The organism is Lysobacter soli (assembly GCF_009755585.1).
In the GTDB taxonomy this organism is placed as follows: domain Bacteria; phylum Pseudomonadota; class Gammaproteobacteria; order Xanthomonadales; family Xanthomonadaceae; genus Lysobacter_J; species Lysobacter_J soli.
This window is the reverse complement of sequence record NZ_CP046603.1, coordinates 2156777-2180652: the sequence shown is the minus strand read 5'-3', so window position 1 is coordinate 2180652 and position 23876 is coordinate 2156777. Positions and strand designations below refer to the sequence as shown.

The following is a 23876-nucleotide window of genomic DNA, read 5'->3' as shown; positions in this document are numbered from 1 at the left end:
GGCCTTAGTACGCGATTCAGGCGTCCGCAGCGCAGACTTCGCGGCCGCTGCGGTGCGCGTTGTCGATCGCCTCCAGCGCAGCGCGCAAGACGATCAGTCGTGCGCGATCGCCGCCTCGCTGCCTCGGCAACCGCTCGAACGAAAGCGCCAGCAACGTCCTGCTCGGCGAACGGCTAGATGCGATCGTCGCGCGTCCCGTCCAGCGATCGCCGACCGCGAGCCGATCCAGCACCACCGTCACCGTATAGCCGCGGTATGTGGCCGCCGGCGCGCACACGATGCCGAGCGCGCTCACGTCGCGGCATCGTGAAGGCGTGGGCGGGATGCGATGCAGTTTTGCGCCGGACGCTGCCGGAATCCCACTGCGACGTTCGCGAGGCTGGGCGAGCAGGAGATGCTTGTGCATGGAGGCCTACCGGTACTGACGACTAGCAGACGGAACCGTCGCAAGTTCGATGCCACCGCTCAGGCCGGCCGCGCCACCATCAGGTAGAAGATCACCAGGAAGCTGATCAATGCGGGCACGCCCAATGCGGCCCACGCGCCCAGATAGCCGTGGTAACGCAGCGGCAGTTCTTCGCCCCGGTTCGCCGCGTCCACGGCCAGGTCGCGCAGCCGCATCTGGATCCAGACCACCGGCAGCCAGCACAAGGCTGCGATGACGAACAGCACGATCGACCAGTACAGCCACGGCGAGCTCAACGGGTAGCCGAGCCGGTGCGCGAGGTAGAGCCCGCTCAGCGGCTGGAAGACGATGGTGGTGGCGGTGAAGATCCAGTCCGCGACGACCACGTAGCGCGCGATCGCCGCCACGACCTGCACGTTGCGCGAGCGACTGGCGACGAGCAGGTAGAAGGCGGTGCCGACGCCGGTTCCGAACAGGAACGTGGACGACAGGACATGCAGGAATTTAACGACGATGACGTCCATCGGGCGCATCCAGTTCGCGAGCGAGCGCGATCGCCGCCAGCAGCGGCAGGTTCTTGAGGATCGGTCCGTACGGATGCGCCCAGTACTCGGGCAGGCACCACGTAATGACCAGCGTGTAGAACGTGATGAGCAGCAGTTGCGCCGTGTAGCTGAGGCGCCGCCAGGCAGGGAACAGCAGCATGACGCCGAGCACGACGTCCAGCGCGGCGGCGCCGTACAGCGCGATCTCCGCAACGAAGCCGTGCAGTCCGGTGCGCGCGAGCAGCTCCAGGCTCGCCTCGCGCGGATAGACGAATGCCGACACCAGACCCGTCACGATCCACAACACGACGAGCGTGGCGCGCAGGAGCGGACGCAGCCATTCGAGCATGGCCTCGCGTCGCAGTGCCGAACGATTGCCCGGGTGCACGAACGTCGACACATCGCGGGGCGCGCGTCCGAGCACCTTTGAGAAACCCTCGGCCGGTGCCGACGATCCGGACGCGAGCATGCTCAACGAGGCCGGCGACAGCCACGGGCTCGCCCAGCCGAAGAGCGCCGACATCGTCCGGAGCAGCCAGCCGGGCACGACGATGAAGCCGCCCCAGCCGTTCAACTTCTGCTTGAACTGAGTGAGGTACGCGCGGAGCGTGAGCGCACGCGGACCGACGGCGTCCACCTCCGACGGCGGATCGGGCAGCGTCGCGATGCGCACGATGGCGTCGCACAGGTCGTCGACATGCACGGGCTGCACCTCCTGCTCGCCGCCCGCGGGCAGCGGCGTGAGCGGGAGCAGCGCGAGGGCCGCGAACCAGCGCGTACTCGGGCTGTCGACAGAAAACACGAGCGATGGGCGCACGATCGTGCTGCGTATTGGCAAGGCCGCGAGTTCCGCATCGGCACGACCTTTGGTCGACAGGTGCGGCTCGGGCCGCGCTGCATCCGCACCGAGCGCGGAAATCTGCACGATGCGCTCCACGCCCGCGGCGGTCGCGGCACGGAACAGTTCGACGGGCCCTTTCACGTGCACTGCATCCAGCGTCTGGCTTGCTTGGGTTCCGAAGCGACCCGCCGCGTTGATCACCACGTGGACGCCCTGCAGGTGGTCGGCCCAGGCGATGTCGTCCCCGAAACTTCCGCGCACGATCTGCGCGGCCGGCCACCGCGCTTCCGCCGCGGCAGGATCGCGAACCAGCAGGACCACCTCATGTCCATCGCGCAGCAACCGCTCGACCAGCGCCGAACCGATCATGCCGGTGGATCCGGTCAGCAGGATTCGCATCGGGCGCTCCGTGCGAAAGTCGGCGACTGGTTGTCGCGCACGCTGGTGTCAGGTTCCATGGCCAGCGCCCTGTCGTCGGTGGTCGTCGCGGCGTTCTCGCGCGCGCGGACCGGAAAGGCGGCAAGCGGCGTGAATGCGACTAGCCACTGGGTGTGGGGCGACCCCGCGATGCGGCGACACCGCACCGACGTCCGGCATACCGCGCTGGGTTACGCCATCCACCATGCAAGTTCGCTGTGGTGGGCGGGATGGTTCGAGCTGAAGGCGGCGTCCTGCACGCCGCGCGGCGTGACCGCGCTGGGCGCGGCGACCGCCGTCACCGCGTACGTCGTCGATTACCACGTCGTGCCCAAGCGGCTGACGCCGGGCTTCGAGCGGCATCTCTCGGCGGCCGGGATGGTGTCGTCGTACGTCGCCTTCGGAGCCGGACTGACGTTGGCGCATCTGGCGCTGCGCAAGCTCAGGCATGCGAAGCACCCGCCTTCGCGCGCCATGCGTCGCGAAATTCCCGGAGCGCAGGCAGGACGCATAGCGCCAGCGCCGGCAGCAGCACCGCGATCCAGAGCGCGGCATCAGCTGCGGGGCGACGCAGACTGAGCGACCATTCCAGCGCAGGCGCGCTCGCGGCATGCCACGCCACGATCGCCCACGCGATCCACGGCGCCATGTCGAGCACGCTGTGGATGTGCTGTTCGATCGGAAGGATGGTGCGGCCTGAGTCGAACGCGAACCGCGTGTCGCGAAACCCCGCCCACGCATGCGCGAGCACGATGCACAGCAGCAGCGCCGCCAGTCCTGCGGTCGGCTCGAACAGCAGGACGAGCACCGTCGCCGACCCGCACAAGGCCAGCTGCACCTGGTGCATCGATGATTCGGCGACACCCGACGTGTGCGGAAGGTCCGTGCGCCGGTGGCATGCGAAATCGAGCGCACCGGCGATCACCCAGACCCAGTACAGCGCGAGGAAACCCCATGTTGTGGAAGACCAGTCCATGCGTGATGTGTGTGGATCCGTCGCCTGTTACGACACATCGAACATGGTGAAGTAGCCGTGATACCGGCGGCGCCGCATCCGCGGATCAGCGATGGGATCCGTGCACGCGGCCTGCCTGGCCCGCTTCGTACAGCGTGCCTTGCGGGCGGATGGGCGCCTCGTCGAGTTGCTGCTTGTCGACCTGCCGTGCGGACAGGCGATCGGCCACGCGCGGCATGAGGCGCGAGGCCATCACGTTCAGTCGCGCCATCGAACCGACCTTGATGTCGCGACCGCCGCTCTGCGCCGCCTCGATGATCGCGGCGGCGACCTGCGCCGGATCAATCTGCGGGTCGGGCAGTTTCGGCTCGCGCGACATGTAGTTGCGCGCATGTTCGGGGAAGGGCGTGTTGACCGCGGTTGGCTGGATCAGCACCACCGACATGCCCGACCGGTCGACGTTCTCCACTTCCACGCGCAGCGCGTCGGTGAAGCCCTTCACGGCGTGCTTGCTCGCGGTGTACATGCCCTGCAGCGGGACCACGGCCTCGGAGACTTCGCTGCCCACGTTGATCAGCGCGCCGTTCTCGCGACGCAGATGGGGCAGGGCGGCGAGGCTGCCGTGCACCACGCCCCAGAAGTTCGTGTCGAACAGGCGCCGCGCGTCTTCCAGCCCGATTTCGTCGAGCGATCCGTAGATCGAGACGCCGGCGTTGTTCACCCAGGTATCGATGCGTCCGAACTCCGCGACGATGCGGTCGACGGCTTCGGCGACCGCGTCGGCATCGCCCACGTCGACGGTAAGCGCCAATGCGCGTCCACCGCTCGCGCGGATTTCCTCGGCGATCTCCGCAAGGGTCTGCTCGCTGCGCGCGAGCATCACCACCGTCGCTCCTTTTTCCGCGGCCGTCAGCGCCGTCGCCAGCCCGATGCCGCTGCTGGCGCCGGTGATGACGATGACCTGGCGTTCGATCGGCTTGTGTCGTGCCACTTCCTGCTCCTGTTCGCGTTCCGCAGTTACGGTCCCATCGCATGTGTTTCATGCGCGTGACGCACGCGGGCAATCGGATTCACATCGAAGACGCGCGCGATCCGCAACACCGAGGCCATTCGTGAACTTTTTTCTGCCGCGATCGACCCGCTTCACGCACTACGCGCCGTCGAGGCCGCCTGCACGGTGCGGCGGGTGGCATGCGTCTTGCGGGAGATCATTCAGGTACACACGACGCAGGAGCGGCAGATGAAAGCACTGACCTGGCAGGGCTCGTACGATGTACGCATCGAGAACGTGCCCGATCCGACGATCCTCGAGGACACCGATGTCCTGCTGCGCGTGACGGCCACCGCGATCTGCGGCTCCGATCTGCACCTGTATCGCGGCAAGGTGCCGGGCATGAAGGATGGCGACATCCTCGGCCACGAATTCATGGGCATCGTCGAGGACGTCGGTCCGGCCGTCACGCGCGTGCGTCGCGGCGACCGGGTCGTCGTGCCGTTCACCATTTCCTGCGGCGACTGCTTCTTCTGCAGCCGTGCGCTGTTCGCGGCGTGCGAGAACACCAACCCCGACCGTGGCGCGATCCTCAACAAGAAGGACGCGCGACCGGGCGCGGGGATGTTCGGCTACACGCACCTGTACGGCGGCTACGCGGGCGGGCAGGCGGAGTTCGTGCGCGTGCCGCAGGGCAACGTCGGCCCGCTGGTCATTCCGGACAGCACGCTTCGCGACGAGCAGGTGCTGTTCCTGTCGGACATCCTGCCGACGGGCTACCAGGCGGTGCTCAATGCGGCGGTGGGCCCCGGCTCGTCGCTGGCGATCTTCGGCGCGGGCCCGGTGGGCATGATGTCCGCGGCCTGCGCGCGGCTGCTCGGCGTGGAGCGCATCTTCATGATCGACCACCATCCGTACCGGCTCGAATTCGCGCGCGATACCTATGGCGTGGAGACGATCGACTTCGACGAGGAAGAGGATCCCGCCGCGCTCATCGTGTCGCTGATGGGCAACCGCGGCGTCGATGCGTCGATCGAGGCGGTGGGCTTCGAGGCCAAGGGGAGCAAGCTGGAAACGGCGATGACGACGCTGAAGCTGGAGGGCTCCAGCGGCAAGGCGCTCCGCCAGTGCATCGCGGCGACCCGGCGCGGCGGCATCGTCAGCGTGCCCGGCGTGTACGCCGGCTTCATCCACGGCTTCCTGTTCGGCGACGCCTTCGACAAGGGCCTGGGCTTCCGCATGGGCCAGACGCACGTGCAGCAGTACATGCCGCAGCTGCTGGAACATATCTCCAATGGCGAGCTGCACCCGGACGTCATCATCAGCCACCGCATGCGGCTGTCCGACGCCCCGAAGGGCTACGAGGTCTTCGAGAAGAAGCAGGAGAACTGCCGCAAGGTGGTGCTGACGCCGGACTGACCGGCGCGCGGGGAAGGGCGGACCGGCGGCGCCGTCCTGCCTTCATGGCTGCCGGGAACTGCTCCGCGGCGACAACGGCGCCTTGGCGAAGCGGGATGCGCTCGCGCGGGTCGCTCGCAAGTGCTTGACCAACAACGGGTTGCCGCACGATCCGCGCCGCGATTCATAACTTTTCAGAAGATTTCAGCGCTCGGAAAAGACTCCGGGATGTGACGGTGGTCCACTTCGCCCGTCCCGCCGGCCGCGGGGCCGGCCGCGATGCCGGCCCGGTGCGCCGGGCGGTCCAGCACTCCAGGGGGAAATCGTGACTGCAAGACATTTCAGTGCCGGCATCTGGCTGGTACTCGCCGCCGCGTGTCTGCCGGCCGGGGAAGGCCAGGCGCGCGAACGCAAGCTCGAGAACCGCAACGGCGTCCAGGCGCGCGATCTCGATCCGTCGGAAAAGGGACTGGTCACCGGCGTCGGCATCGAGGCGCACGACATCCAGTCGATGACCAACCAGATGGCGCGCGACATGTTCGCCAGCGGCTTCCTCAACGGGCTGTCCAAGCCGCCGCGCATCCTGATCGACGAGCAGGAGTTCCGGAACGAGGGCTCGCAGATCATCAACCGCCGCATGATCACGCAGCGGCTGATGACCGAACTCAACCGCGCCTCGCAGGGCCGCATGGCCTTCGTCGGTCAGCGCTACGCGGGGATGGTCGCCAAGCAGCGCGAGCTCAAGCGCGAAGGCGTCACGGACGTGGGCACGACCGGCATGACCGGCGCCCAGGCCGGCGTCGACTACTTCCTCGGCGGCGCGATCATGACGCTCGACAGCCGGGACCCGAAGAGCGGCGTGATCCAGCGCTACAACCAGATCGCGTTCGAACTGGTCGACGCCGAGACCGGCGCGGTCGTGTGGAGCGGCATGTACGAGTTCCAGCGCGCCGCTGCCGACGACGTGGTCTACCGCTGACGTCCCGCGCGCCGCGACGGCGCGCCTTCCATCCCAACACACGTGCCGCCGGGACGACCGGCCGCCGCTGACGCGGCGTGCCCGGTTCCGCGCGCGGCATCCACTCGCGAGTTCCCTGAAGGAGACGCCATGCAATCCTCCGCTTCCATCCTCGTTTCGGCCGCGGTGATCGCGCTCGCGCTGGCCGGTTGTTCGTCCACGCCGGCCGCACGTCCGCAGGCCATGCTCAAGTGCGACTACAAGGCGCTGAAGGCCAGTGCGCTCGTCGGCGGCCCGGCGCTGACGTCGACCGCCTACGGTTCGGTGAAGGACATCCCGGCCGATGCGGTGCTGATCAGCGATTCCGGCCTCTACAACAGCGTCATCGTGCAGCAGCTGGCCACGCAGAACACCGCGGGCGGCACCGTGCAGGTCAATGCGCGACTGGCCAACTGCACCGGTGCGCCGATGAGCGTGCGCGCACGCACGGCGTTCCTCGATGCGGGCATGGCGCCGGCCGAGCCGGTGTCGGCATGGCGCACGGTGTTCCTGCCCGCGGGCGGCATGGCGGTGTACCAGGAGTCCTCGTTCTCCACGGGCAAGGCCGCGCACTACTACATCGAACTGGCGCGCAACCCGTGAGCCGCCGGACGCTGCTCTCCTGCGCGCTCGCGTGCGCCGCGACGGCGGGCCTCGCCGTGCCGGCGGTGACCGGCGCACAGATGCGCCCCGGGCAGCCGACGGTGCTCACGCCGGCCGCGCGCCCGGTGCAGCAGGTCGCCACGCCGTGGACCGCATTGCGCGGCCGGCTCGGCGCACGCAACCGCGTGATGCTGTTCTGGGAATCCACGCTCGATGACGCCGTGTCCACGCGCTATCGCGACGTGGAAACCCTCGACCGCCGCGTGCATGGCAATGCCGCGCAGGTCGACGGCGTAGTCGACGGATCCAGCGGTCCGGTCGGCGTTGCCGTCGCCGGTGCGCAGGCGCACCTGCACCAGCGCAGCGAATCCTTCGTCGAAGGCGAGGGCCCCACGCACGCCGCGCTGTCGGCAGATGCCCGTTCGATGCAGTCGGTCTTCATGTCCGAACTGCGCCAGGGCGGCGTCCGCTTCATCGACCGCACGTTGGCCACGCGGCTGGCGGGGCAGGCGGCGCAGGGCGAGCGGCCGAACCTGCATGCGATCGAGACCGGCGCGCTCGTCGGTCACGCGGATTTCCTGATGGAGGTGACCTCCAGCGCCGACGGCAATGCGGCGTCGGGACGCCGCTTCCATGTATCGCTGCGTTCGATCGCCACCGGCGAGACGCTGCTGGATTTCGACACGCCGGCCGACGCGGGCGAACCCGCGGTGCGTCCCTACGTGGCAACGGCTGGCGGCTTCGAACGCGGTACCGCGGCGCCCGCCACGCAGGCCGACACCGCACGCGTGCTGGCGAACGAAACCGGTCACCGCATGGCCGACGCGATGGTGCGTCGATGAGCCTGCGCACCACGATGAACCTCGGCCGCGCCGCGTTGTTCTCCGCGCTGCTGGCCTGCACCGCGCCGTCTTTCGCGCAGGATGCGCCGTCGGCGTTGCCAGCCGGCCTGCGCCCGTACTACGACACGCTGCTCGCCGAAGGCGAGTGGGGCGCCGTGCTCAACCTGCAGCGGCTCGGGCTGGAGGCCATCGACCAGGGGCACCTGGACGTCGCCGAGCGCGCCTTCGACGCCGCGCTGGAACGCATCGAACTGATCTACGCCAACTCCGATTCGGCGAAGAAGGCGCGTTCGCTCTGGTCCGCCGAAGGCAGCAAGGATTTCAAGGGCGAGCCGTACGAGCGCGCGATGACGTACTACTACCGCGGCCTGTTGTTCATGGCGAGCGGCGATTACGAAAACGCGCGTGCGAGTTTCCGTTCGGCCGAGTACCAGGACACGATCTCCGGCCACGAAACCTACGCCGGCGACTTCGGCATGATGTCGCTGCTGTCGGGCTGGTCGTCGACCTGCGCCGGCGACGCGGGCATGGCCGCCGATTTCTACCAGCGTGCGGCCACGCAGAAACCCGAGGGCCTCAAGGCGCCGGCAAAGGGTCTCACGACGCTGGTGCTGGTGGAGTCGGGCACCTCGCCGGTGAAGACCGCCACGGGTTCCTACGGCGAGGCGATGCAGCTGAAGGCCGGCGACAACCCGTTCGTGTCCGCACACGCCGGCACGCAGGAACTGCCGTTGCTCGGCGACCTCGGCTGGCAGGCGTCCACGCTCGGTGGCCGCCAGGTGGACGCGATCCTCGACGGCAAGGCGAGCTTCCGCAAAGGCACCGAAACGGTGGCCGGCATCGGCATCCAGGGCGCGACGATGGCCGTCAGCCTCAACGACGGCGGCGGCGCCGCCGGCGCGCTGGCGGTGGTCGGCATCGCCGCGGTGCTGGTCAGTTCGGCGAGCAAGCCCAAGGCCGACATCCGCTACTGGGACAACCTTCCCGACCGCATCTACGGCACGTTCGTGAAGGGCGGTGCGAAGACGGCGTTGTCCATCGCCGAGCAGACCGCCGACGGCGAGCGTTATCCCATCGCCGCGCCGGTGATCGACCGCACCGCCGGCGCGTGCCGCCTGGTGCTGTACCGCGCCCGCGAACCGGGCGCACTTCGCGTGCAGGCGGTGAGCAACCTGTCGGCGGGCGAACGCAAGTCGCTGCAGAAGCGCAACGAAACGCGCGACGTGGCATTCCGCAACGAAATGGAACGTCGCTTCGTGTCGAACGACGAAGCCCTGGCTGGAGGTGAGTGACGTGGTGCGAATCCTGAAAACCTGCATGGCGCTTGCGCTGTCGAGCGCGCTGTATACGAACCTCGCTCACGCGCAGGACGCCGCGTCCGCCGATCCGGCGGTGTGGGGTCCGTACGCGACGTTGGTCGGGCGAACGTTCGCCGGGCAGGACGTGAGCGGCTGGCCGAACTACGCCTCCAAGTCGCGCAGCATCCAGTGGGAAGAACCCGGCAAGGTGATGGTCGAAACGGGCACCGACCCTCGCGGTAGCGAGATACCGAAGATGCGCATCCTGCCGGGCAAGCGCCCCGGCGAACTGCTGTTCGACGTCGCGCGTGCGCCGAATGCGACGGCCCGCGTCGTCGATGCGAAGACGCTCGTGTTCGACCAGATGATGGGCTACGAGACCACCGTCAGCCTGTCCGACAATGGTTACGACATGAAGGTCACCAAGCGCGGCGAACTGCAGGCGTCGGCGACCTATCGCGACACGGCGTCGGAGGCCTACGCGGCGCACGCGGCGCAGCAGGTGGAAAAGGAAGCCGCCGACAAGGTCGCCGCCCGCAACGCGCTGCGTGCGGCCGGCGTGCCGGCGACGCCGGCGGCCGATGCACCGGCCGATCGCGTGTTCGCCTACCAGGAGCCGGTGCGCGGTCCGTGGGGCACGTTGCAGGTCACGCGCGGCAAGGCGTGGAAAGCCGGCGCGTGCTTCGCCGCCGTCTACATCAACGGGCGCTGGGCCGCCCGCCTCGAAGACGCGGAAACCGCGCGCTTCAAGGTGCCGGCCGGCAAGGTGGAAGTGGCCGTGGCGGCGGACCCGCAAGGGCGGGGCACGTGCCGGTTCGGCCAGTCGACGCAGGAAGTACACGAGACGGTGCTCGCCAAGGGCGAAACCGTGCACGTGTATTTCGCCTACAACGGCGGCGCGAAGTTCAGCGAAGCCGTGCAGGCGCCCGTCGCGCCCTGAGGCGCTGCGGGTTTCACGCCTCGGGGCGCGCGTCGCGTGCGGCGTTGGCGTCGCACGCGGCGGCTTCATCCGGCGTGCCGCGTGCCGCCGCGCACAGCGCGTCGTCGAGCACGTCGCGCGCCTCCATCGTGAAGTGGCTGTCCTTGCCCAGCTGTCGCAGGTAGGCCGCATGCGCGAATTGCAGCAGCGGTATCGCGTCGGCGGGCCTCGAGCGGGCCAGGTGCAACTTCGCCAGGCCCATCTGCACCTCCAGCGTGTGCGGATTGTCCGCCCCCAACGCGGCCACCGAACCGCGATGCGCCGCACCGAGCGTCCGCGCCGCCTCGTCCAGCCGCCCGAGGGCGAGCAGGTTCATGCCGTGCAGATAATCCACGCGCAGCCGGGTAGGGCTGCCATGGTCGTTCGATTCGGCGAAGCTCGCGTCCACCATCGCGAACTGCTCCTCGGCCTGCCGGATACGCCCGGCACGGCTGTGCAGCACCGCGAGGTTGGTGCGGGCCTGGATCAGCGCGGTGTGGTCGCTCGCATCGAATGCCAGCTGCGATTCGACAACGCCCTCGCACGCCGGCAACCCCGCGTCGTACTGCGCGCGCCGGATGTACCAGTAACAACCGGCGCGTCGCGACATCAGTGTGGTTTCGACATCGTCCAGTTCGAGCTTGCGCCGGAGCGCATCGGTGTCGTCGATCAGCGCCCTGGCTTCGGTGAAACGCGAGTCGTCGGTGAGATCGGTCGCCAGGCGGTAGCGCGCCTGCTGGGTGCGCGCATCCCCGGGCCCGAGATGGCGTTCGAACAAGGCAAGCGCGCGACGCTCCTGCTCGATCGCCTGCGGGATCTGCATCGCTTCGCCGTACACCTCGCCGATGGTCATGCGCACCGTCGCTTCGACGATGGGTTGGTCACGCAGCCGCTCGTCGATGTGCACGACCGCGCGGTCGAGCGCCTCGCGGATCGTCGGCTCGCTTTTGCCGTTGGCCGCATAGGGCGACGCGGCACCGAGCACGTCCTGGTTGAAGAAGCGGTTCACCGCATCGGCGACGGCTGCGTTCTCGCGCGCGACGCGTCCGGCTTCGAGCGCCTTCATGTAGAAGATCGATCCGGCGCCCAGGCCCACGACCAGCGCGGCCGCGGTCGCGACCAGCCACGGCCGTCGTGCCCGCTGGCGATCCATCGCGCGTTGCAGCCGCGCGTGCTGGACGCGTGCGTCGCGCTCGGCGACGAACTGCAGACGACGCTCTTCGAGATGACGCAGGCTGCGCGCCAAGCCACGTGCGGGCAGCAATCGCCGCAACGGATTGGCGGCCGCGGCGAGGGCGATGTCCTCGCACAGCAGTTCGTCGTCGATGTCCGCTTCCCAACCGGGCGCGAGCGACCGGCGCATGTCGCCGACGATCAGCTGGTACACCAGCACGCCGAGCGCGAACACGTCGCTGCGCTGGGTCGGCATCTCGCCGGCGATCACTTCCGGCGCGAGATAGAGCAGGCTTCCGGCGCGCTCGGACATCTGGTCCGCGGCGATGCTCATCGTGATGCCCAGTTCGATGAGGCGCGGCGCATGCATGGCCTCGCCGACGCCGAGATCGGCGAGCACGATCCGCCACTGGCCGGCGGCGTCGCGAACGGGATAGAGGTTTTCCGGCTTCAGGTCCTTGTGGATCACGCCGATCTCGTGCAGCCCCGCCACGGCATCGCACAGCTGCGCACACAGCGCGACACGTTGCGCGCGCGACAGCGACGGCAGGCCATCGGGCCGCGTGGCCCATTCGCCCAGATGGCCGTTGGCGAAGTAGGGCAGTTCGAGGAAGAACGGCGGCTGGCTGAGGTTCCATCCGAGCACGCGCGCCACGTCGGCAAGGTCCGCGTGCACCGCGCCGATGTAGCGCGCCAGCGCGATCTCGCGCTTGAGTCCTCGCAGGCCGCCTTCGTTCGTGGCGATCTTGACGACGCGTTCCTCGCCCTCGTCCGAGCGCGCAAGGAACGTCGCGCCGGCGCTGCCTTCGCCTAGTCGGCGTACGAGTCGCCAGCCGGGACGCTCCGGCATCGCATCGCCTTCCTGCAGCTCCGGGCCGGCATGCGATCGAACGAAGGTGCGATCGTCCGCCACGGGCTGGAAACTCACCGGCGAGGCGAGCCGGTAACCGTAACCGTGCACGGCACGAATGGCCGAGCCCTGCGGACCGAGCGCCTGGCGCAGGCGGCCGATGGCCTTGGCGAGCGAGTTCTCGGACACGACCCGCCCGGGCCAGCCGGCTTCGAGCAGTTCCTCCTTCGTCACCACTTCGCCGGCGTGGCGAAGCAGCGCGAGCAGCACGTCGTAGCCGCTGCGGTCGAGTTCGACCTCGGCGCCGGCGAGCTTCAACGCAGCCAGCTGTTCGTCCAGCACGGCGTCGCCGAACCGCCACACGCCCGGCAACGACCCCGCAGGCGGCGTCGCCGAAGATTCCTGATGTCCCACGTGTTTCCCCCTGATGCGCGGAAAGGATCGCGCAGCGGGTGCGGGCAGCACAAGCAAGATGGGGCCGGCGGCGGCTGAACAGGGAGAGCGCCCGCTCCGTCCGGCCTGTAGCGCAACGGCGCCCGCTACAGCCGGCGCGCTGCGCGGAACGCGCGTGCATACAGTCGGTCGCCATCGAGGATCGAACGCCCGCCGACGTCGCCCATCGTCGGGCCGTCGGCGCGTTTCCGGCTTGAAACGAAGCGCCGGTGGCCGTCGGCATCGCGACCCAGATAAATGCCGACGTGGTCGATCTGCGGCCCGTCGTCGGGATCGGCATCGAAGAACACCAGGTCGCCGGGCAGCAGGTCCGCGAAACAGGTCGCCTGCTGCGTGGAAGGGCTGACGACAAGCACGCCGGGGCCGTGGCTCGCCATCTCGTGTGCGCGTCGGGGAAGCGCTGCCTTGTCCTTCCCCGGCGTGCGGCACAGCGCGATGGGGCTGGTTGCGCCCGGCATGTTCCGGCGATAGCCGAACACCATCCGCACGTAGCCCGAGCAGTCAGGCATCGGAACTGGCGATGCTCCGGCGGATCCGTCGCTTCGCCTTCGTAGGTCCACGCGACGCCGAGGTAGTCGTTGAAATCCGATCCTTCCTCGCGCGTGTCGCCCGTGAGCGGGCCGTAACTCGCATCGCCCGCGATCTGCAACCGGGGGGCGTCAACGTCATGGAGCGGCGGACTCCCGGAGAGGTACTGCATCGCGAGCGCCAGGATGTCGGGCTCGCCGCACTGGTTCGCCTCCAGTGCCGACGCCAGCCAGCCGGCATCGAACCGGCTCTCGCGGAACGGCTGCGGATACGTCCGGACCCACGTGGCATGCCGTACCGCGAGCCCGCCTTCGCGGAATGTGCGCGACGGACCGCGCAGGACGACGGTATGCGCGCCGACCGTGAACGATGCCAGCCAGCGTGCCGAGCGCGGGTCGAAGATCGCGACCTGCTGCACGCTGCCGACGAGGGAGCTCGTCCTGATCCGGTACGCGGAGGTGACCATCATGCGATATCCCGCGGGGCCGTTCGCCGCGTTGCGCGCGTCACGGCGTGCGCACCAGCACGGCCTCGTCCAGCAGCACGAACAGATCCTTCAGATGCTGCCGGTTCTTCGCGCCGAGCACGACGGCGGCGTAACGGATCCGCTTGCCGCTGGCGCCGTCGGTGCGCTCCACGATCAGCGAGTCGTGGCTGAAGCTGTCGTCGCCGAAGCCGATCTTCGACGAAAGCGCGCTCGGTGTGCGGCCCACCGCGATCAGTCCGTTGCCTCCGTAACTGCGGATGCCGCCGGACAGCTGATCGGCGAGCGCGCGCATTTCCACGCACGCGGCCGGATCCACCAGTTTCCCGGTCGCCATCGCCGCCATGAGACGTCCGTACTGCAAGGCATTCCCGACGAAGTTGCTCTTCGTGCGTTGCTGCGCGGTGGCCCATCGCGGCGTCAGCGCGACGCCGGCGGCGTTGGACAGGCGTTCGGTTTCCGAGGCCACCCAGTCGTGCTTGGCATAGTCGCCGGAGATCCAGATGCCCTTGCCGCCGGCGAAGAAGCCGTTCCGTGCGAACAATCCGTTGAGGTAGAAATAGCCCAGCGCGAGGATGCAGCGACTGGCGGCGTCATTGTTCGACCAGCGCATCATCAGGCGCATCCAGTCATGGAACAGCCCGATGGGCGCGCCCTTGTCACGGACCTTGTCGAACTCGGCGTCGGTCTTCGGGGGCGTCGCCTTCGCGAATTCGATGTCGCCGCTCGCGGACATCGTGAAGATCGTGTCCACCTGGGGCACGGTGATGTCCTGGCCGATATTGAAACTGCGCGTCGGGCGCGACGGGAACAACGCCCGCAACTTCGGCGACCACGCATGCTTTATCAGCGCGAACAGCTCGGGTGCCGTGGTGATGCCGTTCTCGCGCGCCTTCCGCGCGAACACGCGTACCTGCGCACGCAGCGCGAACGCGGCGTACATCACCGCGACCTTGGACATGCTGCCCACGAACACCATGTCGTCGCCGTTCAACGTTGCGAACGGCACGGGTACCGGATCGTCCTTCGCACAGGCGACCGCGGCGCACAGGTGGCTGACGCTGCTGCCCGGTATGGCGGCGAACGCGGACGACAGACGCGCGTCGGCCGTATCGAGCGACAGGGCCATGGCCGGCGGGAACGGATCGATGGCGTCCGCCCAGGCAGGCACGGTCGCGCCGGCGCCGCCGATCTTCTGCGCGCGCGAGGCGCCGGTGTAATAGCTGGAGCGGTACTGGATCGTCTGGTGCGCGGGCGCCAGCGGGCGGGGCCAGCTTTCGGTGGTAGTGGAATCGATCCACGTCAGCTCCACCGACTTGGCCGTGAGCTTCCAGCGGCCTTCGCCCTTCTCCTGGCTGCGCGTGTCCCGCCAACGCGACTTTCCGCCCGGCAGGAACTCGTATTCCCACACCCAATCCTGTACCCACACCGTCCATTTGCCGAGGATCAGCTGCGCATCGCCGGCTGCATCGGCTTTCCCGGATTCCTCGTCGGCCCAGGCTTCGCCGGATTCGCGCGATGTGCCGGGCTCGCGGCTCGATGCCGACGTCGTGTACGGCACCTGCGCCCGCGGCAACAGACCCTGCAATTCGCGCTTGCGCGGATGCTCGCCGGTGACGAACCAGCGCTTGCGCGTGCGCACCTTTTCGGCCCACCGCTGCGCGGAGGTGGTGGCCAGTGCGTCCGCGATGGCAAGCAGCACGTCCGCCTCGGGGATGCGTCCCGCGCCGTAGCGCGCGGCCAATGCCTGCAGCGCCTGTTCGACCAGCACGCGGCGCTTCTCGACACCGTCGAACTTCTTCTTCAGCCACCATTTCCCGTGGCTGGATACGGCGTCGAACATGAAGCACAACGCACGTTCGCTGGTCAGCTTGAACTGGCGGCAGTAGCCGTCCGCCGCGACGAGCAGGTCGCGCACGTAGCGCACTTGGATCTGCTGGAACGCGGCGTCCTCCGACAATCGCCGGAAATAGCCGACCCACGGCTGGCGCACGGTCCAAACACGCCTGCCGCGCGCGTTGACGGATCGGGTGTTCATCTCCTCGATGGCGAAGCGGTGCTGCCGTTTCTGCGAAGCCTTGTCCTTGCGCGCGATCAGCTCCAGGAAGCGCGATGCATCCGCGCCAAAGACCTGCGCCCAGCGCGCCGGGTTCTCCCTCGCGAAGTCGCGCAGCAGCGGTTGCAGGCTGCCGGTGCCCATCGTCCAGTTGACCAGGCCGAACGAAAGCCCCTGTCCGTCGAAGTTTCCGCTGAGCCCGTAGAAGCCGCCGCGCTTGCCGGTTTCGAACAGGCTGGTGATTTCCACGGCTTTCTGTTCGGCCGGCGTCAGCCCGCTCTTCGACAGTCCGGCTTCGTCTTCCTCCTCCGGCTCGAACGAAAGCGGCGCGGATTCGTCGAACGATCCGGCCAGTTCCTCGCCCGACTCGCTCGACCATTCCGTGTCGCGCAGGTCGTTGAAGGCGTCGAAGCGGCCAGGCGTGCCGGCCTGGCTTTCGTCCCCGTATTCGTCGTCGCGTTCGTTCTCGTACCCGTATGAAATCCCGCTTTCGGCCTCATCCTCCCACTCGCCCTGCGCTTCAGCCTCGGCTTCGGTGACCAGGCCCGCTTCGTCTTCGTTGGCGTCGAACATTTCCCCGGCGTGTTCGTCTTCGCCGGACGACGCCGGCGGGGGCAGGGCGGCGAGCAGGCGCGGCAGGTAGACGGAGGGGATCGCGCAGTGCGACACCTTGCCGGCCGTCACGGGCATCACGGTCATGCGGCCCCCGCTCGACGCGGCCAGTCGGGTGAAGTCGCGGCCACGTACGCCGGTGGTGAGTTCGCGCGGGACGCTCGATGCCTTCGTCCGGTAGGTGCCATGACGGAACACGACCGTCGCGACCATGTCCTCGCGCGAGCGCAGCCAGCCGCGCCAGTCGGCGATCGGCGCGGAGTAGGTCGTGTCCAGCGCCCACACGTGCAATGGCCGCGACAAGGCGCCGGTCCGCATCTGCGGCGCGGCGTGGGCGTTCGCCAATGCATCGAGGAATCCGTAGGCGCGCGAGTGGCCCGCCAGGATCAGGCGGGAGAGCGCCAATGCGCCGCTCGCGCCAGCGATGCCGCGCGCCACTTCAAGCGCCTCTGCCGCAACGCGATTGAAGACCTCGGGTTGCGCAAGGCGATGCCACTTGCGACCGAACGCCATCGCGTTCGACGCCAGCCGCTCCCAGTCCAGGAACGGCACCACCAGCACGATGGGCCTGCCGCTGGCCTCGACCAGCTCGCCCAGCTTGAACGGCGCGCCGGTGACGAAGGATGCGGGGCGGTTCTTCAGCACGGGTTTGCACAGGTCCAGTCCGTGCGCGAACACCAGCATCTCGACGCTGCCGGCCCGGCGCGCAGCCTGCGTCACGTACACGGCGAGCTTCACCGGCAGCGCGCTGGCGGTGAAGGTGCGCAGGCCTGGCGAGGCATCGGCTTCGCTTTCGTCTTCGCCTTCGCCGCGAAGCGCCGCCTCGCGCGTGGGTTCGTATTCCGCCTCGGTGTAGGGCGATTCGCCTTCGTCTTCGCTCCACGCGGGTGGCGATCCAGCGACGGCCTCGCCCTCCAGCTCGCCGCGCGTGGCGGCCTCGAAGCGGGCCTTCAGCCCGGGTGGGTTGTATTCCCAGTGCCACGGTTCGTTCCGGTACGGGAACCAGCCGAACTCGCTGGCCCGCAACGAGAGCCACTTGTAGACCGGCGAGCGGTACATGCGCACCAGGTTTCCCATCTTCGCCGACGTCCCGGCCCTGGCGGCCGTCGCGCGATCCACGCGCGTGTTGATCTCCTTTACCGGCAGGCCGGGCACCGCCATCCGCACGTCGATGGCCAGGCCGTACATGTGCGCCGAAGCCTTCCGTGCGACGGCGTTCGGGTTGGGTTGATTCGCGCTGGCGGCAGCCTGCCGCGCACGACTGCGCCACGAGGAGAGGATGACCAGGTCCACGCCGTCGGCCCGGGCCGCCGCGTGCATGCGGACGAAGGCATCGCGCGCTTCGGGATACAGCCGCTGCGAATCCTGGCCCGGCACCTTCGCCGTCGCACGCTCGCGGAAGCGGATGGAAGAAGGCACCCGGCGTTCGGGCACCACGCCGGCCATCGCGTTGAACAGGGAACGCGAGAGCACCCAGTGCTGCTTGATCGCGGCCGTCGCGGTCTGCCCCTTGGGCACGTTCCCGGGGAACTCGATGTCAGACCAGTCCTGTTGCAGGAACCGCTCGCGCAGCGTGGTGTCGGCGACGCGCTCGATGGCGGAGCGGTCCAGCGCGAGGATCCACGCGCGTTGCTGCGCGGTCAGCGGGGCGTTTGGATTTCCGGCCTCCGGTTCGAAGCGGTCTTCCGATTCCGCATGCGCTTCGGCCGCCTCGAATGCGTCGCGCTCCTCGTCGTCGAGGAATCCCATCCCGGCTTCGGCTTCCACGCCGCCTCCGCTCTCGGACACCCGTTCGTGTTCCCGCGCTTCGCCCGGATCCTCGTACAGGTCCTCGTACAGGTCTTCGTCATGCGGCACGAAGCCCTCGCTCGACGCCGCGTCGCCGCGCTCGGCTTCGACGTCGAGCCAGGCCAGGCGTTCCCCGCTATCGGCGTAACCCTCGACTGCGATCGATTCGGCGTAAGGTGACTCCGCGTAGGGCGACTCGCCCGACTCGCGCCAGTCCGCGCCCGTTTCGAAGCGGTCGGCCTCGTCGCGGCCCTCCGCGAACGGCGCATCCAGGCCGAGCGGATCGTGTGGATGGTTCGATGCTGCGGCGGACATGGGCAATCCTCCGGGGAAGTCGCAACGTCACTGCACGCGCACCAGCCGTGGTCGGTTCATCTCCACCGGCTTGGCGCGCGCCTTGAGGTCGCGTCCGGTCGCGGCCGACCACTCGGTGATGACGCGTCGCGACGCTTCGCCGATCGGCGTGCCCGGCTGGTACAGCTTCGCCACGGTGCCGGCGGTGATGACCTGCGATTCGATGGTGCGCAGCAGGAGCGATATCGGCTCGCTCATCGACAGGAGTGCGGCGGATTTGCTGTGCGCCGGCAGTCCGACCTTGTTGCCGATCAGCCGCAGCCGGTTGGGCGAGGACGTCGATTGCGCCTTCAGGTCATCGACGACCGGGCTGAAGTCCCCCAGCGAGAGTTCGATCCAGCCCTGCACGGTGACCGCCGCCAGTTCCTCGCGGTCGAGCATCTGGCCGATCCGCCGCGAGCGCAGCACGAACTGCAGTTCCTCGGCGATCCGGAAGATGCGGTCCTGGTCGGTTTCGTTGCCGGCGACCAGGTTCTTGAAGTTGGAGATCGCGCGCCACAGCTCGAACAGCAGCTCCTCGAACAGGCGCACGAAGTCGTTGTTCGCGGCGCTGGCCCGCACGAACTCGGCGGGGCGGTTGTCCTCGGTGCCGAACGCCAGGTCCATGCCGAGCAGTCGCCAGTACGCGTTGCGACGTACGGCCTCCGGGTCCTGGCGCGCGGCGCTGGTGGACAGCCAGGGCGGGATCAGGTTCGCCGCGCCGTGCAGCAGCGCCTCGGTGGCATCGAGCCAGCGCCGCGTTTCGGGCGAGGGAACGCCGAGCGATTCGCCGTTGCGGTATTCACGGACGACGCGACGCAGGATCTGGCTCGCGCGCGAGTTCTCGATCACGTAACCGTAGGCGAGGTGGTCCCAGCTGGGGACGCCGGCCTTGGCGGCCGTGGGCGGTTCGATCGGCGCGGGCGTGGCGATGGACGTGAAGCGGCCCACCGGCCACAGCGCGCTGCGCGCCGGCCCGGCGGATCCGTTGTACGAGTTCCAGTACTGCTCGACATACAGCGCCAGGTCAAGCGGATCGGCGGTGAGCACCGCCAGTTCGGCGAGCTGCGCGTTGCCGATGGGAACCGCCGCGTACGACGGCGTCGCCGGCAATCCCTGGGCGATGATGCCCTTGACGAGTTGGCGGATCATGACGCGCTCCTCAGTTGATCGACGCAGGGGTCGGGTGCGGGCGGCGCGGGCCGCGGGGCGGTTCCCGGATCCAGCGCTTCCAGGAGGTGATCGACCTTGAGCTGGTCGACGGTCCTGAAGTCGGGCACCTGTGGCGCCAGCGCTTCCAGGGAGCGCAGTGGCTCCATCTGGAAGGCGAGGCCTTCCAGTCGCTCCGACACCGTCTTCAAACGGCGCGACACGCGCTTGAATCCGTGGTCGAGGATGGTTTCGGTCGCGCCCGCCTGCGCAAGGCGGACGAAGAGCTCCTCCAGCACCGCGATGCGGGCCTCGAGCGTTGCGTTGTTTGCCGCGGACGGTTTGTCGGTTGCCATGGCCAATGTCCTCGTGATGTCAGGCTGCCTTCGATTCGGTGGTCAACCACGTCCGCGCCCGATCGATCCAGAGCGACGCGGTCGCGGGCTGTTCGGCTTCGCGAAGCCCGGCCAGCGCGACGATGCGGATGCCTTCGGTGTTGCGCCAATGCGGCGAGGTCCACAGCGCGGCAGCGGCGCTGGATTCCAGTTCGGCCAGCGCCTTTGGCGAAACCCGCTGCGGATCGAGGACGTCGGTCATCGGTCGATCGCCCAGTGCGGGCACCGGCGCATGCAGGCAGGCCTCCGCGATGGCGGGCATCGCCTGCAGCGAGCGCGCGAGCAGCGGCTGCACGCTTTCGTCGGCGGCCTGCGGCGGATGGCGCGCTTCCATCGCACGCTGGAGGTTCGCCCACGGCCCTTTCGCGCCGTAGCAATGGCGCGAGAACGCACATCCCAGCGCGGTGCGAAGCCAGCCGATCGGATGCGGATCGCCGATCGGCCAGCGCATGATCGTTTCCGCATCGCCGACGACGTCGTAAAGCGCGGCGACCGATGCGTAACCGGTCAGGAGGAACGCGTAGACGTCGGCCGCGATTTCCGATGCCCACGGCGTCCACATCGATTGCAACTGCCTGTCGCCGGCAAGCGCGCGCGAGATCGCCGTGCGCACCGAGGGAACCCACCCGGTGAGGTGCGCGACCTGGTGCCCGGTCTCGTGGAACAGCGACGTCGGCCGGTAGAGGTTGTGGCGCACGATCTTGATCGCCGCGACCGGCATGATCGTGCCCGGCGCCCAGAGCCGCACGCCGGCACGCAGTATCGACGCGCCCGTGCCCTTGTCCTGGTACACCAGCACGCGCGGGACGGGGATCCTCGCGCGTTGCAGCACCGGCGCCATGCTCGCCACGGCGAGGCGGTCGAGCGTGCCCAACGCCGCGCACAGCAGCGGACTGGTGCGGGAGTTGACCGCATCGCCGAGGAAATCGAGCGTCGTGTCCACCTGCATGTAACGGCGGCGGAAGCGCTGCACCGCCGCGGCCGCCTTGCCAGTTAGGGCCGGCGTGTGTCGTGCCTTCGCGATCAGCAGCGCGGTGGCGTCGCCCAGGGCGATCAGCTCCTCCACGGCGGCATGCAGCTGCTTGCGCAGCGGCGCGCCGGTCTCGCGTTCGACCGACTTCCAGGCGGCGAGCGATGCGAATTCCTCCGCATCCCGGAACGTGCGCGAGGCCGCCAGCCAGTGCGCGACCTGGCGCTCCAGATCCGCCACTACCAACTGGTGGTCGATGGACGCGACCGTGCTCATTTGCGGCGACGCCCCGACGTCACGGTGATGGCGATCGACGGCGTGCCCCGCAACGCGCCCGGCGCGATCGACGTATCGCCCCGCGCGATGGCATCCAGCCCCGGTACCGAGGTGAGCCGGATGCGGACGGTGACGCCTGGATCGGGATGCGCGGCCGCGCGCGCGAACGCTTCGGCGTTGTCGCGGGTCCAGTTGGCCAGTGCGGGAAGCACCCAGGCGTCCAGGCGCCGGCGCAGCGCCGCGACCGTCGCCGGCGGCAGGGAAGGGCCGGACGGCGCGAATTCCTCGTGATCCTCGCTGTCCTCGCGCACGACGCGCAGACGGCCGTCCGGCGCGGACGCACCTGTCTGCGCGCCCGCCTTGTAGATGCCAACCAGCGACTGGAGCAGGGCGGCGCTACCGCGGCCCTGGCGCACGCCTTCGGCTGCCGTCTGCGCATCGGCTTCGGACAGGTACATGCCTACGGTGATGCTCGCGCGTCGCAGGTTGACCACCGTCCACGTGCGGCTGGGCGACAGGCGGGTTCCCGCTGTCGCCGTGGCGCCCGACAACGCCAGCGCACCGGCGGCGCCGATCGGTTCGAGCAGATAGAAGCGCTGTCCAACGGCGATGCGGTTGCGCGAACGCAGGTAGGCCGGCGCGGTTGCCACGCCCAGCTTCGGTTCGCGCAGCAGCAGCCCGGCGGCTTCCGGCGTCAACGGATGGACCTGCGAGGATGCCGCGCGTGCGCGACCACCGCCGTTGGCGCGATCCAGGCGGATCATGCGCGGCAGCGTGGTGCCGGCGGCGGACTGGTAGATGTGCATGCGCGCGCGGATGGGGAAGGTCGCGCCGGCCGCGCGAAGCACCGCGCCCACCGTCGTGCCGCCGAAGGTCGGCAAGGCATCGGCCACCTGTGCGGTGAGTTCCACTTCCGGCGTGCGGCTGTACTTGCGGTAGCTGCGAACGCTACGTGGCCGACGTGCGACGAAGGTGCCCCCGATCGAGGGCGCCTGCCGCAGGGCAGGGCGCACCAGGCGCTGGGGAAAGTGGCTGGCCACTGCCGCGCCGAACGCGTTCGACGCCGCCAGCTGCATCAGGTCTTCGTTCTCCAGGATGTACGACTCGCTCTCGGCCAGGCGGCGCACCGTGTCTTCCACCACGGTCGCCAGCGCGATCGGCGCGGCTTCGTCGGTCCGCAGCTCGCCCGCTTCGCTTTCGGCTTCCAGCGCGACCAGGCGCAGGCCCGTGTCCACGATCGCGTTCGACAGCGGCCCGGACAGGTTCGGCCCGACCCAGCGCCTGATGAGCTGGCCGAGGTAACCGGCCAGGAACCGCACGACCTTGGGTCGTCCTACCAGGTTGATGCCGATGCGCAATGCGCCCAGCAGCGCGGGCACGAACTGCTCCACCGCAGGCGCCATGTCTTCCTCGTCGCTGGCCGTGCGCAGGCTGTCGATCAGCACGCCGCGCGCTTCGGCCAGCCGCTCGAGCTCACGCCCACCGGCATCGGCTTCCTCTTCGCCCTCTTCGAGCGACTCGCCGGCGAACTCGCCTGTCGCGTCGCCGACCATCGCCTCGGCCAGGGCCGCATCGAACGACTCGGCCAGGGCTTCGACATCGGTCAGGTTGGCAGGCGAGACCGCGCCCTCATGGCTCACGCCTTCATGCAGCATGGCTTCGAACGCGGGGCCTTCACTTTCGAAGGCTTCCGACGTGATCTGCGACGCGAGCTTGCGCGCAGCCGCCTGCAGCGGCGCCGGCAGGCGTCCGATCGCGATCGACAACACGCGCCTGAGCAGCGGATTGATCAGGCCACGAAGCTTCCTGAGGATGGGCCCGAGCACGGCGCCGGCGACTTTCCCGACCGTTTTTCCCACGGTTTTCGCGGTCTTGGCGACGAACTTGACGACCTTCTTCGCCTTGCGCACGAGCGAACCGATGAATTCCTCGCCGGCAGGCGTGAGCTCGCCGTGTTGCGGATCGAAGCGCTCCAGCATCTCGTCGAGCTGTTCGCCGGTGAGCGACTCCAGGTCCTTCCCGCTCACCTCGGCTTCGAGCGCATCCAGATACTGCAGCGCCTCGAACCTGACCGCCGACAGTTGCGCCTGCGCATACCGCTCCCGCTCCGCGCCGTGCGCCGGCGATTCGTCGGCGAAGCGATCGGCGACCGCCTGCTCGGTTTCCTCCGCGAGGAAGGCGACCGCTTCGTCGAAGGCTTCATCGCGCAGTTCGGCGAATGCCTGCGCGTAGAGACGATCGGACTCGGCTTCGTTCACCGCATTGCCGATGGTCTCGTCGAACGGAGAGGAACGCTCGTCGAACGCAGCGACCGCTTCGGAGGGCGCCGCCATGCCCGGCGACTCGGGCAACGCCTCGGCGAAGGGGTTGTGTTCGGACTGGACGTTCCATTCCAGCTCACGTTCCTGCTGTTCGATGGTCATGTCGTGCCTCCGCTCGGTGGCTCCTGACATCAGTCGAACACGCGTGCCGTCCTCGAGCGTACGCGCGCGCGTTGCGTCCGCGTCACCCGCGCATCGCGCGGTCGTCCGCGCGACGGACCTGCAACGTCGCGGCTA

Annotated in this window: 18 protein-coding genes; 6 read left to right on the top strand and 12 right to left on the bottom strand. The window is 68.8% G+C overall.

Going from position 1 to position 23876, the window contains the following annotated elements:
• Positions 1 to 16: 16 nt before the first annotated feature.
• From GOY17_RS09740 to GOY17_RS09720, 5 genes are all read right to left on the bottom strand, one after another.
• Positions 17 to 406 (bottom strand): hypothetical protein, encoded by a 390-nt coding sequence (locus GOY17_RS09740; RefSeq protein WP_157030249.1) that lies wholly within the window; start codon positions 404 to 406, stop codon positions 17 to 19.
• A 59-nt stretch (positions 407 to 465) separates the two neighbouring features.
• Positions 466 to 930 (bottom strand): DUF2269 family protein, encoded by a 465-nt coding sequence (locus GOY17_RS09735; RefSeq protein ID WP_157030248.1) that lies wholly within the window; start codon positions 928 to 930, stop codon positions 466 to 468.
• Positions 911 to 2191, bottom strand: a complete 1281-nt coding sequence (locus GOY17_RS09730; RefSeq protein ID WP_157030247.1) for an SDR family oxidoreductase — start codon at positions 2189 to 2191, stop codon at positions 911 to 913. Before GOY17_RS09730 ends, GOY17_RS09735 begins: the two co-directional genes overlap by 20 nt.
• Positions 2192 to 2651: 460 nt before the next feature.
• Positions 2652 to 3185, bottom strand: coding sequence for a hypothetical protein (locus GOY17_RS09725; RefSeq protein ID WP_157030246.1), 534 nt, complete (start codon positions 3183 to 3185; stop codon positions 2652 to 2654).
• An 85-nt stretch (positions 3186 to 3270) separates the two neighbouring features.
• Positions 3271 to 4155 carry an SDR family oxidoreductase gene (locus GOY17_RS09720; protein WP_157030245.1) on the bottom strand — a complete coding sequence of 295 codons (885 nt, stop codon included), beginning with the start codon at positions 4153 to 4155 and terminating at the stop codon, positions 3271 to 3273.
• A gap of 249 nt (positions 4156 to 4404) precedes the next feature.
• Here GOY17_RS09720 and GOY17_RS09715 point away from each other — a divergent pair, with 249 nt between their 5' ends.
• From GOY17_RS09715 to GOY17_RS09690, 6 genes are all read left to right on the top strand, one after another.
• Complete coding sequence (locus tag GOY17_RS09715) at positions 4405 to 5574, top strand: zinc-dependent alcohol dehydrogenase (RefSeq protein ID WP_157030244.1); 1170 nt, start codon at positions 4405 to 4407, stop codon at positions 5572 to 5574.
• Positions 5575 to 5878: 304 nt separating this feature from the next.
• Positions 5879 to 6532, top strand: coding sequence for an LpoB-related protein (locus GOY17_RS09710; RefSeq protein WP_232338393.1), 654 nt, complete (start codon positions 5879 to 5881; stop codon positions 6530 to 6532).
• A 129-nt stretch (positions 6533 to 6661) separates the two neighbouring features.
• Positions 6662 to 7153, top strand: a complete 492-nt coding sequence (locus GOY17_RS09705) for a putative periplasmic lipoprotein (protein WP_157030242.1) — start codon at positions 6662 to 6664, stop codon at positions 7151 to 7153.
• On the top strand, positions 7150 to 7995 hold the full coding sequence (locus tag GOY17_RS09700) for a hypothetical protein (RefSeq protein WP_157030241.1): 846 nt from the start codon (positions 7150 to 7152) through the stop codon (positions 7993 to 7995). Before GOY17_RS09705 ends, GOY17_RS09700 begins: the two co-directional genes overlap by 4 nt.
• Complete coding sequence (locus GOY17_RS09695; protein WP_157030240.1) at positions 7992 to 9287, top strand: hypothetical protein; 1296 nt, start codon at positions 7992 to 7994, stop codon at positions 9285 to 9287. Before GOY17_RS09700 ends, GOY17_RS09695 begins: the two co-directional genes overlap by 4 nt.
• A 4-nt stretch (positions 9288 to 9291) precedes the next feature.
• Positions 9292 to 10233: a hypothetical protein gene (locus tag GOY17_RS09690; RefSeq protein ID WP_157030239.1), complete on the top strand. Its 942-nt coding sequence runs from the start codon at positions 9292 to 9294 to the stop codon at positions 10231 to 10233.
• Positions 10234 to 10246: 13 nt separating this feature from the next.
• Here GOY17_RS09690 and GOY17_RS09685 read toward each other — a convergent pair whose 3' ends face one another.
• The 7 genes from GOY17_RS09685 to GOY17_RS09660 form a co-directional block, all read right to left on the bottom strand.
• Positions 10247 to 12688 (bottom strand): protein kinase domain-containing protein, encoded by a 2442-nt coding sequence (locus tag GOY17_RS09685; RefSeq protein WP_198173636.1) that lies wholly within the window; start codon positions 12686 to 12688, stop codon positions 10247 to 10249.
• A gap of 125 nt (positions 12689 to 12813) precedes the next feature.
• Entirely contained in the window at positions 12814 to 13236 is a 423-nt protein-coding gene (locus GOY17_RS18785; protein WP_198173635.1) for an NlpC/P60 family protein, read from the bottom strand.
• A gap of 525 nt (positions 13237 to 13761) precedes the next feature.
• A complete protein-coding gene (locus GOY17_RS09680) occupies positions 13762 to 18510 on the bottom strand; it encodes a D-alanyl-D-alanine carboxypeptidase family protein (protein WP_157030237.1) in 4749 nt (1582 codons plus the stop codon).
• A gap of 27 nt (positions 18511 to 18537) precedes the next feature.
• Positions 18538 to 19680: a hypothetical protein gene (locus GOY17_RS09675; RefSeq protein WP_157030236.1), complete on the bottom strand. Its 1143-nt coding sequence runs from the start codon at positions 19678 to 19680 to the stop codon at positions 18538 to 18540.
• A complete protein-coding gene (locus GOY17_RS09670; protein WP_157030235.1) occupies positions 19677 to 20039 on the bottom strand; it encodes a hypothetical protein in 363 nt (120 codons plus the stop codon). Before GOY17_RS09670 ends, GOY17_RS09675 begins: the two co-directional genes overlap by 4 nt.
• 13 nt (positions 20040 to 20052) lie before the next feature.
• Positions 20053 to 21318, bottom strand: a complete 1266-nt coding sequence (locus GOY17_RS09665) for a hypothetical protein (RefSeq protein WP_157030234.1) — start codon at positions 21316 to 21318, stop codon at positions 20053 to 20055.
• On the bottom strand, positions 21315 to 23741 hold the full coding sequence (locus tag GOY17_RS09660; RefSeq protein WP_157030233.1) for a hypothetical protein: 2427 nt from the start codon (positions 23739 to 23741) through the stop codon (positions 21315 to 21317). Before GOY17_RS09660 ends, GOY17_RS09665 begins: the two co-directional genes overlap by 4 nt.
• Positions 23742 to 23876: the final 135 nt, after the last annotated feature.